General features: G+C 41.2%; 12 protein-coding genes and 2 pseudogenes. 4 read left to right on the top strand and 10 right to left on the bottom strand.

Going from position 1 to position 13,884, the window contains the following annotated elements; all coding sequences use genetic code 11:
* On the bottom strand, positions 1–1,645 hold a 1,645-nt coding region (locus IM456_RS03900; RefSeq protein WP_287693189.1), incomplete at its 3' end, for a tetratricopeptide repeat protein.
* Between the two features lie 595 nt (positions 1,646–2,240).
* Positions 2,241–3,236, bottom strand: coding sequence for a hypothetical protein (locus tag IM456_RS03895; protein ID WP_287693188.1), 996 nt, complete (start codon positions 3,234–3,236; stop codon positions 2,241–2,243).
* 159 nt (positions 3,237–3,395) lie between these two features.
* Here IM456_RS03895 and IM456_RS03890 point away from each other — a divergent pair, with 159 nt between their 5' ends.
* Together IM456_RS03890 and IM456_RS03885 are read left to right on the top strand one after the other, a co-directional pair.
* The gene (locus tag IM456_RS03890) at positions 3,396–3,686 is read left to right on the top strand and encodes a YiaA/YiaB family inner membrane protein (RefSeq protein ID WP_149978304.1); all 291 of its coding nucleotides are present in this window, start codon (positions 3,396–3,398) and stop codon (positions 3,684–3,686) included.
* A gap of 70 nt (positions 3,687–3,756) precedes the next feature.
* Positions 3,757–4,404, top strand: a complete 648-nt coding sequence (locus IM456_RS03885) for a Coq4 family protein (protein ID WP_149988106.1) — start codon at positions 3,757–3,759, stop codon at positions 4,402–4,404.
* A 170-nt stretch (positions 4,405–4,574) separates the two neighbouring features.
* On the opposite strand, the gene IM456_RS03880 is transcribed toward IM456_RS03885, so the two are convergent.
* From IM456_RS03880 to IM456_RS03865, 4 genes are all read right to left on the bottom strand, one after another.
* Positions 4,575–5,498 carry an RpnC/YadD family protein gene (locus IM456_RS03880; RefSeq protein WP_149988107.1) on the bottom strand — a complete coding sequence of 308 codons (924 nt, stop codon included), beginning with the start codon at positions 5,496–5,498 and terminating at the stop codon, positions 4,575–4,577.
* A 77-nt stretch (positions 5,499–5,575) separates the two neighbouring features.
* Entirely contained in the window at positions 5,576–6,139 is a 564-nt protein-coding gene (locus IM456_RS03875) for a DUF4334 domain-containing protein (RefSeq protein ID WP_287693187.1), read from the bottom strand.
* A 78-nt stretch (positions 6,140–6,217) separates the two neighbouring features.
* On the bottom strand, positions 6,218–6,661 hold the full coding sequence (locus tag IM456_RS03870) for a site-specific integrase (protein ID WP_002796499.1): 444 nt from the start codon (positions 6,659–6,661) through the stop codon (positions 6,218–6,220).
* 140 nt (positions 6,662–6,801) lie between these two features.
* Positions 6,802–7,620: a hypothetical protein gene (locus IM456_RS03865; RefSeq protein WP_287693186.1), complete on the bottom strand. Its 819-nt coding sequence runs from the start codon at positions 7,618–7,620 to the stop codon at positions 6,802–6,804.
* A gap of 360 nt (positions 7,621–7,980) precedes the next feature.
* On the opposite strand from IM456_RS03865, the gene IM456_RS03860 reads away from it, so the two are divergent.
* Entirely contained in the window at positions 7,981–9,144 is a 1,164-nt protein-coding gene (locus tag IM456_RS03860) for a cysteine desulfurase family protein (RefSeq protein WP_287693185.1), read from the top strand.
* A gap of 62 nt (positions 9,145–9,206) precedes the next feature.
* Here IM456_RS03860 and IM456_RS03855 read toward each other — a convergent pair whose 3' ends face one another.
* Positions 9,207–10,679 (bottom strand): NADH-quinone oxidoreductase subunit M, encoded by a 1,473-nt coding sequence (locus IM456_RS03855; RefSeq protein WP_287693184.1) that lies wholly within the window; start codon positions 10,677–10,679, stop codon positions 9,207–9,209.
* Positions 10,680–10,774: 95 nt separating this feature from the next.
* Between IM456_RS03855 and IM456_RS03850 the strand changes: the two are divergent.
* Positions 10,775–11,161, top strand: a pseudogene (locus tag IM456_RS03850) (GNAT family N-acetyltransferase); the annotation flags it as partial.
* Positions 11,162–11,277: 116 nt separating this feature from the next.
* Here the strand turns inward: IM456_RS03850 and IM456_RS03845 are convergent.
* From IM456_RS03845 to IM456_RS03835, 3 genes and pseudogenes are all read right to left on the bottom strand, one after another.
* A pseudogene (locus IM456_RS03845) lies at positions 11,278–12,617 on the bottom strand (2-succinylbenzoate--CoA ligase); the annotation flags it as partial.
* Positions 12,593–13,558, bottom strand: coding sequence for an o-succinylbenzoate synthase (locus IM456_RS03840; RefSeq protein WP_287693181.1), 966 nt, complete (start codon positions 13,556–13,558; stop codon positions 12,593–12,595). The pseudogene IM456_RS03845 and the gene IM456_RS03840, both read right to left, overlap by 25 nt.
* Before the next feature lie 179 nt (positions 13,559–13,737).
* On the bottom strand, positions 13,738–13,884 hold a 147-nt coding region (locus IM456_RS03835; RefSeq protein WP_502845906.1), incomplete at its 5' end, for a bluetail domain-containing putative surface protein.

The following is a 13,884-nucleotide window of genomic DNA, read 5'->3' as shown; positions in this document are numbered from 1 at the left end:
CAATCCCTCGGTTGTTCCAAGCTTCATGGTCATCGGGTTTAATTTCTAAAGCTTGATCGTAAGAGGCGATCGCTTCTTCAAATCTGCCTAAATTACCTAACGCAACCCCTCGGTTGTTCCAAGCTTCATGGTAATCGGGTTTAATTTCTAAAGCTCGATCATAGGATGCGATCGCTTCTTGGTATTGTTCAAGATAATAAAAAGTAGTACCTTGATAAAACCAACCGTCTTCCCATTGAGGTAGCAAACTAACTAGACGGTTGAACCCTTTTAAGGCATCTTGATAGCGCTTTAATTCATATAGTTTAAGAGTAAATCCTGCTAGAGAGGGCAACATTTTCTCTGGTTTTTGTTTAAATAACTGCCAAATTAACTGTTTTAGAGGACGCAGATAGTCATTTAATTCTACCTGCTTTCCCTTGGCTTCAATTTGTCCGTCGCGAGGTTCTAAAATGTTTTCTCTGGCAATTAAATCAGCCAAACTTTGCTTGATTTTCCAGCGATACCAGAGTTGTTGCCACATATTTCCCTTGGCGATAAATCTGGCAGTGGGTTCAACAATAAACGGTTCTAAGGAAACATTACACTGGCGCAACAAATCCACCGCAGCATAGATATATTTCGCCAGAGTATCCCTTTTAATTGCATCCTGATAACGTTTTTGCCAGTTGCCTCGTAGAGTAGCTTGATAGTTGGCACGATTGAGGGGTAATTGTCGGTTGTCGAGGCGCACTAAATTTTCTACCACATTGCGAAAGGTAGAATCATTACAGGCAGCAATGCTGCTGTAGTCAGTTTCGGCTTTAATGTTGGTTTGCGGGATAGTATCCTGCAATAATTCGACAATTGCACCGTCTTCCGGTGATGGCAATTCTACCAAGTGAAAACGGTTCCACAGTTTTGGGTATTTGTCCCACTGTAACTTATCCCATTCACTCGGTTGTCCCGGTGATTCGGGTTCTTTTTCATCTCTCGCAGTGGCAATCACCCGCACTTCCTCGGGACGAGTACAATAGGTTTCATAAGCTTTTAGAGTTTTTAATAGTCGTTCTTGTAAGGGAATATTAATCGCCGCAAGAGGACTATCTTTTGCTTGGGGATTTTGTTCTACTTCCAAACTGCGGCGCATATATGAGTTAAGATCGTCGAGGAAAAATAGTAATTTTTTATCTGTTCCGATCGCCTCTAATTGGTTATTTTCAGGTCGCTCTAACCATTCTCCTAATTTTAATACTAATACCGTCCAGCCTTCATGATTCAAGTGTTGCGCCACTTCAGCAGCTTCTCTAGTTTTGCCGATTCCTGTGGGTCCGAGAATAATTAACCAGCGATTTTCCTCCAGATTTTGCAGAAGTTCGTTAGTAAAGTTTCGGTCAGCCATTCGGTGTTGGTAAATAATATTATGATCCGCTAAAGGAGATTTATCCTTTTCATCCCTTTTGTAGATAATCGGGATTACATTGCTATTGGGGGCAATTTTCGTAAAGGGTAAGGACGGTTCAATGATTCGGACTTTTCGTTTTTGCTCTCGATACCACCAAATGAAACCGATTATTGCCAGAACAACAGTCACTAATGCACCGGAGAGGAGATTGTCAATCCAGTTTTTATTAGTTTGATAGAATTGTATTATAGAATTCCACATAAGCCTATTTTAGATTTGAGATTTTCGATTTGAGATTGCGGAATGTGTGTCTAAAGATTTGTAGAAAATTAATTCGACTTCTTTTCACCGGTGAGAATATTCTTCCTCCTCGCTACGATCAGGCAAATTTTAGCTGCTGGTAAGTCCCTATTACCAACATATTGCCACAGGCAAGAATCGATATCTACAGGGTAAGCACATCTTAACAATCCTTGACAAAAGCTGCTGTCGGGTTGGGGTTCGTTCCTTGCTAACAGTATTGGTGTTACTGAATTAAGGTATGAATGCCAACTTTGCACCGCATCGAAAAGTTAGTTTGTATCTAGGTTTTAAAAATCCCACAAAAGAAGATTTATACCAAATCCGCTTTTAATATTACGACTAAGTAGCTGGTTATAATTAAATTAAAAATCGATTTTAGGTTCGATCCCCCCTGCCCCCCTTGATAAGGGGGATGTCGATCCCCCCTTAGTCCCCCCTTAATCCCCCCTTGATAAGGGGGGCATCTGATAATTTTTAACGCCTACCTACTTAACTCTCGATCGAACTTCAAAAACCCAGTTATGGATTTTTTCCCCCTACTCCCCACTCCCGATTAAAATTGAATTGCACTCATATCTAGGGATAAAAAGCGATCGAGTCCTAAATACATCCAATAAATAGAGTTTGGGGATTCCTGAATAGTTTTTTGAAATCCCAAGGCGGCGGCTAATTTCTCATAATCGGGATGAATAATCAAAGTATGTAAATCGCAGAGATTAGGAAAATCTAAGGTCATTCTCTGGAGAGTTTTTTGGGCATCTTGCAGGAAGATTAAACGATATTTTTCTAAATAATTAGCATCGATCATCCAACTGCGAATAAATACCGAAAGACAATTTTCATCTCCCACGGATGCCATTTTAAAAGGATCCTGTTCGTTGATCGCACTTAGATGTAAACTCTTGTTAGGAGAGGTAAAAAAATTCGCTTCCGACTCGTTTGCGGTGGGATAGAGGAGATAAAAACCGACGGGATTAAGATTATCTACCCGACGCAAAACTCGCATACCTGTGGTGTAATCTTTTGCCCAACCCCGCAACAGACGAGAAATGCGATGGGGAATTGCTTCAGCATTGCGATTCATCCAGTTATAATTGCGTGTCAGCAAGTTAGCCACAGGAATCGCATCACAACGGGGATTAAATTGATCTAATTGCAATTCCACAGATGATTCCGAGCTATCAGGCTCTAAAATCCCCTTAATTGGCTTGATTTTAATTCTGGTTGTGTTGCCGTCAAAAATTTTTTCAATTAAACCAAGGGCTGCTAATTTATCTAACATCATACCCGCCGAGCGATCGCTGCCCTGATCCTGATCCTGATAAAATAAATCCGATGCTTGCCGATGGGTACATATAATGGCAGTGGTGGGAAAAATTAACTGGGATAAAGGGGGTTTTGCCTGTCCTTCCTTGGCGATCGCATAAATCCAGAGACGCAGAAAACAAGTGGCACGCACCCGGGTTAATCCCACTCTCCCCACCAAGCGCTCGATCATTTGTTCTTGTTTTTCCCAAGAATACCAAATTTTCAGGTGTTTGCTCTCCATCTTTTCGGTCCTAGATTCTGACAACGATTATACTTGATACTTCACCCCACTTCACCCCACTTCACCCCAGTTCTCAACCCTCCCCCTACTAGATAGCGCTCATTGTTGTTGCACCTCTAGAAGAGACAGAATGGGTGTAGAAACATTTAGGAGACGATTATGAACGATAAAAAATACGGTACTGCTCCCAGTCATACTCAAGCGTGGATTTTTCAAACTTGGTTATCTTTTATTGTCTCTATTTCTGCCACTTCTTTAGGAGTTATTTATCTGCCGGTAGATGCGTGGATTAAAGGTTATTTAGGCATGGGTTTACTATTTACCGTCGGTTCGACCATTAATTTATCAAAAACTGTCCGTGATGTCGAAGAATCTAAACGCTTAATTAATCGCATTGACGAAGCAAAGTTAGAACGGATATTGAGTCAGTACGATCCCTATAAGGAGTAGTTTTTCCCAGTTATTGGTTATCAGTTTTTTCGATTATTCTCACTCTTTTTTCTGACTTAGGAGAGTTTATATGCTATTCACAACTAATCTAATCGGTGTCACCAAAGGAATAATTTCTCTTTTACAAAATCCCAGTAACATTCTGTCTGTATATGATATTGAAGATGGCTTAAAAGAGAGTTGGTTACAGCGATTATCTTTACAATATGTTAAAAGCGATCAAGCTACCGCCCAAATAATTGCCCAAAGATATCTAGCCGCTAGTCCCTGTTTAGAAACCCTGCTAAAACTCCCTGAAGATTCCCTAGGTTATCATTATGCTACTCACCTAATTAGTCTCAATTTCGATCCTAATTTTTATCGGTCTATTCAGGTCAATTCTGATACAGATTATCTGCTGCTTCGCCTACGGCAAACTCACGATATCTGGCATATAGTAACGGGTTTTGGTGTCGATGGCATGGGAGAATTGCAACTGAAAGCTTTTGAATTAAGTCAAACTCGTCGCCCTCTAGCTATTGTCATACTTTTAGGGGGATTATTGGGAGCTTTATTTTCTTCTCCACTTTCCTTAGCCTCTCTCTGGGAAGAGATTGTCATCGCCTATAATTTGGGCAAAAATACTCGACCTTTTTTAGCGCAAAAATGGGAACTAGCTTGGGAGAAATCCCTGCTAGTTTGGCGGCAAGAATTGGCGATTGTCTCCTCTAAAAACTAAACTAAGAGACAATTACAGATAATTATCGGGCTGAAATTTTTTCAGCTTTTTTTTCGCAAAAGACTTGACAAACTCAAAAATTTTTGCTAACCTTTTACTATAATAGGAATCCGTGTCGCCCTGCGGAGTCTCTCTACCATCAGGATTTAAGGCTCAAGCGGACTGAAAATTTAATTGTCTCTCAATCTTTCTAATAGTGAGGAGCGGGATAAATTCGCCAGAGAAAGAATTAACTCGGTGCGTTCCGAGATGGGAAGTTGGGCAATCCGTTCCACCAGAGCGGATAATTCCGAATCTAGAGTTCCGAACCTTCCTTCCAGAAGACTGGCTATCATCGAGTAACGTTCTTCTAAGGTGCCTTCTTGTCTCCCTTCTTGTTTTCCCTCTTCCTTCCAATCTTTTCGCTGCTTTAGATAAGCTGGTGATAAGTTCATAATGACCTCCTGTTCCTCTGCACTTAAATTATCCCTCAACTCTAAATTCTTGCGCCAGTTGGCTAAGATTTCCAGTAAATTTTCTCGAAAAGGGTTAGGTTGGGGAAGTTCAACTAACTCTTCTACGGCTCGTTTCTGAGTTCCTCCTTTTCCTAAAACCCTCAACCATAAAGTGTCTTCATTCACCGGTAATTGATGGATGGCGACTATGGCTGTTTTGAGGAAGTCAGCTAAAAAGTAAACCCCTTTCAACCAATTACTCTCATCGCTGTCAGCCCTGAATCCTTGAATCATTCTAGCTGAAAAGGTGGGCGTGAGAATCCATAAAACTGGCAATTCTGCTGCAGTTAGAGCTTTGTTTGACCGTTTCGCCTTCCTTAAGAGGTCATTATGAACCGCATATAACTTTGATATACAACTGCGAATCTCTATTTCTGAGGGAGAGTTGCGGAAAGGTTCAAACAAGCAGGAAGTCGCCGCCATTTTTCCGAGTAACCCTAAAGGGAGTTTATTCCTTGATGGTGAACTGGCCGGTTCAAACCAGACATCAATTTCTTGAACCTCGCTTTTTACTTTCTTGCTCTTTCTAATCGTCCCTAGAGGTGCTAACAATTCCTCTAAATACTCCTTAGCAAATTGGTCGTGAATTTGGCGAGTCATTGCAATTGATAATCGAGCCGAAAAAGGACGGCAATCATCTTATTATATCGTCAATAATGAAGGGTTTAAATCGAACCTCAAGAATTAAGAGGTCTTTGACATCGCTTGAGAACAAAAAAGAAAGGTTGGGGAGAGTTTTTAAAATCCATAATTCCCAGCACGGTATTATCATCTACTTTCCGAAAAGAGTCATTAATCGGCAAATAATCATAAATCATCGTGGCGCTGACTTTGCCCCGATATTCCATCATTCGCAGTCTAGCCTGACTTGTCTCTGTTTTCAGCAAGGAGTTGGTCAGCATCAGTAAAGGTTTCAGAGAATTATTTTTGAGTATCGGCAGCTGCAAAATCCAGTTCATGGCCGTGGGATTGGGTGCCACCTTAAAAATTTTTCCCTGACCATCTAAAAATAACAGGGGGTGGACATTCTCAGTATCGACAAATTCTTTACCATACCAATTAGATGCTTCTAATAAACCATCCATTGGGTGATTTGTCTGAAGTCCAGAACCTTGCCAACGACCGAGCATAAAGTCTAAACTCACGGGGTCGAGAGCGTCAAACAATTGTAAAGCTATTTCTGTCGTCGTTTTACCAGCTTTAAGAATCGAGTGGCAGCTTTCTAATTCTAATGTTTCCATTGTTTCACTCTTGTTGTGTCCTGACAATGATATTATAGCTTCTCAGCCACAGGGTGGGGGATTGCCACTTGGTTAAGATTACCAAACATCCGACATATCTTCAGTCAATGGGTCATCGTATCGCCTTAAAGTTTCCAGCCATTCACTCATTTCTTCCTTGATGGTTTCTTTAAGTTCTCGCAAATCATCTTTATCTATTAGGCCTTTTTCCAGTAAGAAAGTGTAGAACTTTTTCAGACTACCTGCGTTAGCCTTGATGCTTGATTGACTGGCCCACAGGGCCTTTTTGATAAACCAATAACCCAAAAAGTCACTGACCATATCTACCCCGTCTTTGGCTTCTACGGCATCTTCATAGAGTAAATATTCGTTGATATAAAAATCTATATTTGAAACATGATTATTAATGGTTTTTTCGGACAGGCCTGATGATTCTAGCCAACTCTCAAAATCCGTTAGTAATTCATGATTGGCTTTTCTTATCTTTTGACAGTCAGCCTCGTATTTCTGGGAATCATCCATCTCAAATTTCTCTCCTCCAAATCGCTGCTCGATGGTCAATAGGGTAATGAATCAAGTGTTTTTTTCCAAGCGTCTAAAGCCGCCATTTCCTCCTCAGGGTCAACGTCGGCCAACCGCCTGAATCGCCTTTCTCTTTTCTGCTAAATAGCTCCAACGATGTTAGACTCAATTTGCTCAATGATGGCGGCCACATCTTCTTCAGTATCTCGAGGTTGGGTTAATTCCACATCCGTTGAGGAGAGGCACATTTGAGCCCAGTCTAAGTTTTCCACTTCACACTGGTCAATCACCGAACTGGGGATGTTTTTCAGGGTGATGCTATCCCACTCAATGCCGATGAGATTGCTCTGCCGCTCAATTGTCACAATTCTTCCTTGCCAACCACCGATGTCAGTCCCCAAATCTGGGTCGAGTACACCCTGTTTGACGATGACCGAGTCGCCGACTTTGAAGGCAAACTCTGACTCGGAAAATTCGGGCGACAAGCTGGAGGCAACCGAGAGATGATACTCGCTTCCTAGCTCTTTTAACTCAAAATCCACAATCATCCGCTTGTTTTCCGAGAAATAACGGTTTTTCCTAGCGATTAGCTCCTCGATTAGCTCTTGAATCTCCGCCTTGAGCCTTTTATCTCCTTTAAGAAGGTCTTTGTTAAAAACTCGGTCTATCATCTCTTGCCGCTTTGATTCGGGGGACAACGCCAGATTCCAAGCGATTATCCCTATGGTCAGCAGTGTTCGCATAGATCCCTTCGTTTCATTGGATTTGCGGTAAGGCTCGATAAAATCCTCCAGAACTTCCGACATTGTGACTTCCCCAGAAGGAGAGACGACAATTTCCTTGAAAGCCGATGACTTTTCTCTTAATTTCTTCTCAAAGCTTTTCAAGGGTTTTTCGGATCCTTGGGACATTTTCTGCAGCCTGAGCAGTTCACTAAATGCCTTCGATTTTTTAGCCATGATTGAGCGGGAAAATATGTGTTATTAATCCTGTTGGGTTGCTGAACAACATTGGAATAGGGAAATTGTAACTGCTGTCAGAGAGCGATTGCGCTCTCATTATTAAATCTTAAAGTTCTGGTCTGAGTCGTCAGCTGTTGACTACTATCCGATACCTTTTTGTTAACATAGAACGTAGGTTGGGTTGAAGCATGAAACCCAACGCCCGATTATGTTACGCTACCGCTAACCCATCCTACAAATAATTGTGCCTACCTACTTATCCGATACTTTTTTGTTAACATAGATTAGCAATGCACTTTCAGAGATTCTCTTAAAATAGGGGATATCTCCTTCCCAAATCCCCCGCGGGGGAAAAATATGTCTCAAAAGCCGATTTATCTAGATTGCCACGCCACGACACCGATGGAGCCGCAGGTTCTGGCGGCGATGTTACCCTATTTTACCGAACACTTTGGTAATGCCAGTAGTATTAATCATGTCTATGGTTGGACAGCCGAGGCCGCGGTTAAACAGGCACGAGAAACAATCGCCGCTGCTATTAATAGTAGCCCCGAAGAAATCATTTTTACCAGTGGAGCAACGGAGGCCAATAACCTCGCTATCAAAGGGGTTGCCGAAGCTTATTTCGCCAAGGGAAGGCATATAGTTACGGTGATGACAGAACATCGGGCCGTTTTAGATCCCTGTCATTATCTGGAAAAATTGGGTTTTGAGGTGACAATTTTACCCGTCAGTGGTGATGGCTTAATTGACTTGGAATTACTAGAAAAATCTTTACGTCCTGACACGATTTTGCTGTCAATTATGGCGGCTAATAACGAGATTGGGGTGATTCAACCTTTAGCGGCAATTGGGGCGATTTGTCGCCAGTATCAGGTCCTTTTTCATACGGATGCGGCCCAAGCAATCGGCAAAATTCCCCTAGATGTGGAGGAAATGAATATAGATCTAATGTCCTTAACTGCCCACAAAGTCCACGGACCGAAGGGAATCGGTGCGCTGTACGTCCGGCGCCGGAACCCCAGAGTTCGTCTCGCCGCTCAAATTCAAGGGGGAGGCCAGGAAAAAGGACTGCGATCGGGTACAATATTTACACCACAAATTGTCGGTTTTGCCAAGGCGGTAGAATTGGGCATCAAAGCGATTGAAGAAGATACCAGCCACTTAAATCAGTTAAAAGCCCGTTTATGGGAGATTATCAGTCAATTAGACAGAATTTATCTCAATGGTCATCCTAGCCAAAGATTAGCCGGAAATTTGAATATTAGCATTGAAGGGGTGGACGGTGCGGCATTATTGTTAGGATTACAGCCAATAGTGGCTCTTTCCTCCGGTTCTGCCTGTTCTTCTAGCCATACCGCCCCCTCTCACGTTTTAACTGCCTTGGGTCGCCCCGAATCTCTCGCTTATGCCTCCCTGCGCTTCGGGTTGAGTCGTTTTAATACTTTAGAAGAAATTGAACGGGTGGGGGAACAGGTGGTTTTAACGGTTAATTCCCTCCGCAAAGCCAAAAATTTTTGACGTTTCGGCTCCTATCCACAAGTTAGTTTCGGTCTAGGTTTGAAAAATTCCGAAAAAGCTTTCTATGATTGCCTTTGACTAATTGCCGTGCCGGTTAATAACATTGATGCTTGGTTTTCAGTCCAGTGAATCATCCAACTCGGTTGTAATCCCAAAACAATAATAAATAAAGCCAAGGCAATTTCGGGAAATCTTTCGGGCCAGGTACTGCGAGGAATGCGCGATAATTCAGGGGTTAAACGACCAAAGAAAACCCGATTAATCATCAGGAGAAAATATACTGCGGTTAAACCACTAGCGACCAAACATAAGAGCGTTTGTATCGGAAAAATCGGGAAACTGCCACGAAAGACCAAAAATTCGGCGATAAATCCCACCATTCCGGGGATGCCAGCGCTGGCCATAGCCGCTAAAATCATTAACATTCCCGTGATTGGTAAACCTCTTTCCGGATTTAATAAACCGCGTAGATAATCCACATCCCGACTGCCGGTTTTTTTATACACTACTCCCACCAACAAAAATAACAAAGCGGAAATTAAACCGTGACTAATCATCTGCAAAATCGCCGCAGTGATGCTTAATCTGGTGGTGGCCGCCGCCGCTAGTAAAATATAGGCCATGTGGGAAATGGAAGAATAGGCCACTACTTTTTTCATATCCTTTTGGGCAATAGCGCAACTGGCCCCGTAGAGGGCGCTGATAGCTGCTATCGTTGCTAACCAAGGGGCGATAGTCACCCAAGCATCGAGAAATAAACCGACTCCAAAGCGCAGCAGTCCATAGGTTCCTAATTTGAGTAATATTCCCGCTAAAAGCACAGAAACGGGGGTGGATGCTTCGACGTGGGCATCCGGTAGCCAAGTATGAAAGGGAAAAATCGGGATTTTGATGGCTAATCCAATCAGAAGGGGGATGAGGAGCAGTAATTGGGTTTTAACGTCTAAATTATTCGATAAAAGGGGGTTATAGGCGAAATTATTAGCACCGGTTAGCCAAACTAAGCCGAGGAAAGAGATTAGCACTAAAAAGCCTGAAATTGCCGTGTATAATAAAAATTTCATGCCCGCGTAACCGCGTCTTTGCCCCCCCCAAATGGCAATGAGAAAGTAAAGCGGGACGATTTCTAATTCGTAAAATAGGAAAAATAACAGTAAATCCTGCGCTAGAAAGGCCCCCGCTACTCCGGCATTGAGTAACAAGAGCAGGGAATAGTAAAATTTCGGTCGGTTAACCTCTGTACCACTAGCATAAAGAGCAATTATTGTCAAGATGCTGTTAAGAAAAAGTAACGAAAATGATAAGCCATCGACCCCGAGGGCATAATTGAAACCGAGGAAATTAATCCAAGGCAGGTTAACCGTGAACTGCATTTGCGGGTTACTAGGGTCAAATTGCCAGCCAAGGAGAATATTAAGCAGTAAGAGAACGACAGCAAGAGTTAGAGCTAATCCTCGCACTTTTTTCGCCTCTAGAGGCGTGTAGGCAATCAGTATCGCCCCTATAATCGGTAGCCAAATAAAAGCGTTGAGCATTCTTTACTTGAAATGGGCATGATAAACTTAATATTATTGCCTAAGCGGTCAATCTTTAGCAAGATAGCTATCAACTTTTAACATTTATTAATAAAATGAGCCAGAGATTACCATTACCAGAAATTCCTCGGCAAAAAAACAGCGATTTTGCTGCCATATACCGAGTAAATCGCTTGGCTTTTGGCCGGGAAAATGAAGCCAATTTAGTCAAGACTTTGAGAAATAATGTCCCTGTCTTTTCTTTTGTTGCTGTAGAAGAAGAAAAAGTTATCGTTCATATTCTCTATAGTCCAGTGTCTTTAGAGTCGGAAAATAAACCTAATTTAAATCTGCTGGGATTAGCACCCCTAGCCATTTTACCCGATTATCAAAGCAAGGGCATCGGTTCTCTTTTAACTCAATATAGTCTCAGGGAATGTGCCGCTAGAGGAATTGATGCAGTGGTGGTTTTAGGAAACCCGCATTTTTATCATCGTTTTGGGTTTATAACCGCTCAAACTAAAAATTTATCCTGTGAGTATCCCGTTCCAGAGGAGGTATTTATGGTTTTAGAATTACGGATTGATTGCTTAACAGGAGTGCAAGGTTTGGTTAAGTATCGTCCAGGGTTTGACTCGGTATCAAAAAAGTTTCAGCTAATTTAATTAAAGTGATTCGATTAATCTTGCCTTGGGGACTTTTTGGTATCTCTGGTAATTTTATCCAATGTTTCGGCAGTTTATAATTGACTAATTTATCCTTAATCTGGGATTGAATAATTGTCTGGCATATCTGAGAGTTAACGGGGACATAAAAAGCCACAATTACCTGTCCCCATCGAGAATCTGGCAATCCTAAAACCACCACATCTTTAACTAAATTAGTTTGTCTAATGGCAGTTTCTACCTCAAAAGGATAAACATTTTCTCCTCCAGTAATTATTTTTTGACTATCGCGACCAATGATATATAAATAACCACTTTCATCCAAATAACCTAAGTCATCGGTCTCGAAGTAGCTTGCTTGATTAAGATGGGGATAATAACCTAAAAATAAAGATTTTGCTTCAATAATAATTTTCTGGTTATCGGGATTAATTTTTATCTTAGCATGGGGTAATAGCTGTCCACTACTATTATTTCCTCCTCGAAAATCTTCTGGTTTAAGGGTGACAATTTGTGAGGCAGTTTCCGTCATTCCATAGGTGGGAGACAAAGAAATATTATATTCTCTAGCTTTTTCTAGTAAAGATGGCCATGCAGGGGAACCTCCTAGTAAAACTGTTTTAAAATTGGCTAACCAGCGAGGATCATTTTCTAGAAAGAATTGTAATTGAGTGGGTACTAAAGAGATAAAATAATCTTGAAGATTGAGATTATTTATCCGCTTTTGTTTGATTTTATGGTAAGGAATAACAGCAAAATCTCCCCCTGTTAAAAAACTTCTCAGAAACTGCATTAAACCACTGACATGATATAAAGGTAATAGGCAAAAAGAGTTAACCTGCTCGACTTGAAAATATTCAGAGAAACCTTTGACAGAAGCAGTTAAAGTTAACCAGTTATGGATAGCAAAGCGAATTTTTCCCGAGGTTCCCCCCGTGGGTATCATCAGAGAATTAGTCAAAGGATTGACAGGAGGAGAATTATAGTTAAAAACCTTGATATTTTCGCCAAAAATATCATCGGGTTGCATCAGAGAGAAAACCTGTTGCCATTCGTTAGTTTTCCAGTCAGGATTAGCTAGAAATAGGCAACTTTTGACCCTGACGGCAGCCAAGAATATCGCTAAAAATTTAATGGGATTGCCTTCGGCCAGCAGTATAGTTAATCGAGGATTATCTGCGGCGATAAATTGCTGAGAATAGGACTGATATAATTGATAAAATTTTTGGCTATTGTATCCATATAACCAATCTTTTTGACTGAGATATGCTAATTGTTTGCTGATGTCGTCCACAGTTTTTCTAACCAATCGGGGTCACTATTATTAAACCATTGTTGCACACCAAAACCTAAAGCTCGCTCCTTTCTGGGGTATTCTTGTGCTAGACTTAAAGCGGATTTTCTGCCGATATTAGTTTCTAAAACCGAGGAAAATACTAAATCTAAGGGATATTTTTCCCAGAGATTTCTTAACCCTTGGATTGAACCAGTAATAGCAGGTTTAATCACAAAAATTCCTCGCCATCCCCGTTGATAACATTCCTCTATTTGTCGAAGATTGGCCACCGATTCATCTAAAGCAATCCCCGTGGTAAAATCTTGACTTAATTGCAACATTTCTAACCATTGAGATGGGGGTAAAGGTTGTTCGATAAATTCAATTATTTGACATTCATCGGCAATTTTTAACCAGATTTTACTGTCAGCCATACTTAATCCCCCATTGGCATCTAAACGCAATTTAATTCCCCTGGGTAATCGGGTAATTAATTTTTCAAATAAGTTTAACTCCTGCTTGAGAGAATTGACCGCAATTTTCCATTTATAAGTATTAGTTTGATTAGCGTCTAAAATCTCATCCAGAAAGGGAAATACTGCCGCACCGGCGGGCAATAAATAACTATAATTTCTCGGTTCTAATTCTCTTGATTTATTCTCGATACTTAAATCTTCTAAAGCTGATTCAAAGGCAAATTGACAAGCGGGAAATTGTTCAGGAATAGAAAAAATTGAAGTTATTGATAGGGGATTTTCGAGACTTTGACAGAATAATATTGCTGCCGATAATGTTTCTGAACCAAATTCAGGTAAAGGAGCAATTTCTCCCCATCCTATACGTCCATCTTCCGCTTCTAAGCGAATAATAATTCCTTCCCTAATTTGCCAGAGTCCGTGATGGGTTTGTAGGGGACGCAGCAAAGGACGCTGATAAACACGAAATTGCCAGAAATACATGATTAACTATAAGTAGTAGTGAAAAGCTTAACATGAGCAGGCGTTGGGTTTCATGCTTCAAACCAACCTACGTTCTTTATAGAGTTTGTCAGCGAAACGTTTTTTTATCTTAAAGTCCAGAAAACGGGTTTCTCCGAGAAACCCGTTTTCTAGGTGACTTAGAAGGAGAGCTTAGACACTTAGATAAAGAAATTACCCACTGGAATGTTCCCTAAAGCTGGTAAAGTGCCAGTAAATCCGGTGATATTTATTAATAAATCATTGCTGGATTGGAAGCCAGCCGCGCTATCATTAATAACGAGGTAAGTTCCAGCTATCGCACCGCT

It is taken from the genome of Microcystis sp. M079S1, from assembly GCF_020246425.1.
Lineage (GTDB): Bacteria > Cyanobacteriota > Cyanobacteriia > Cyanobacteriales > Microcystaceae > Microcystis > Microcystis aeruginosa.
The sequence above is the reverse complement of the archived record's forward strand: the minus strand, read 5'-3'. Positions and strand labels throughout refer to the sequence as shown.

Excerpts from the sequence above, each read along its gene's own strand:
- IM456_RS03895 (WP_287693188.1), bottom strand. The coding sequence starts at position 3,236 with ATGGAGAGCAAACACCTGAAAATTTGGTATTCTTGGGAAAAACAAGAA.
- IM456_RS03890 (WP_149978304.1), top strand. The coding sequence starts at position 3,396 with ATGAACGATAAAAAATACGGTACTGCTCCCAGTCATACTCAAGCGTGG.
- IM456_RS03885 (WP_149988106.1), top strand. The coding sequence starts at position 3,757 with ATGCTATTCACAACTAATCTAATCGGTGTCACCAAAGGAATAATTTCT.
- IM456_RS03880 (WP_149988107.1), bottom strand. The coding sequence starts at position 5,498 with ATGACTCGCCAAATTCACGACCAATTTGCTAAGGAGTATTTAGAGGAA.
- IM456_RS03875 (WP_287693187.1), bottom strand. The coding sequence starts at position 6,139 with ATGGAAACATTAGAATTAGAAAGCTGCCACTCGATTCTTAAAGCTGGT.
- IM456_RS03870 (WP_002796499.1), bottom strand. The coding sequence starts at position 6,661 with ATGGATGATTCCCAGAAATACGAGGCTGACTGTCAAAAGATAAGAAAA.
- IM456_RS03865 (WP_287693186.1), bottom strand. The coding sequence starts at position 7,620 with ATGGCTAAAAAATCGAAGGCATTTAGTGAACTGCTCAGGCTGCAGAAA.
- IM456_RS03860 (WP_287693185.1), top strand. The coding sequence starts at position 7,981 with ATGTCTCAAAAGCCGATTTATCTAGATTGCCACGCCACGACACCGATG.
- IM456_RS03855 (WP_287693184.1), bottom strand. The coding sequence starts at position 10,679 with ATGCTCAACGCTTTTATTTGGCTACCGATTATAGGGGCGATACTGATT.
- IM456_RS03840 (WP_287693181.1), bottom strand. The coding sequence starts at position 13,558 with ATGTATTTCTGGCAATTTCGTGTTTATCAGCGTCCTTTGCTGCGTCCC.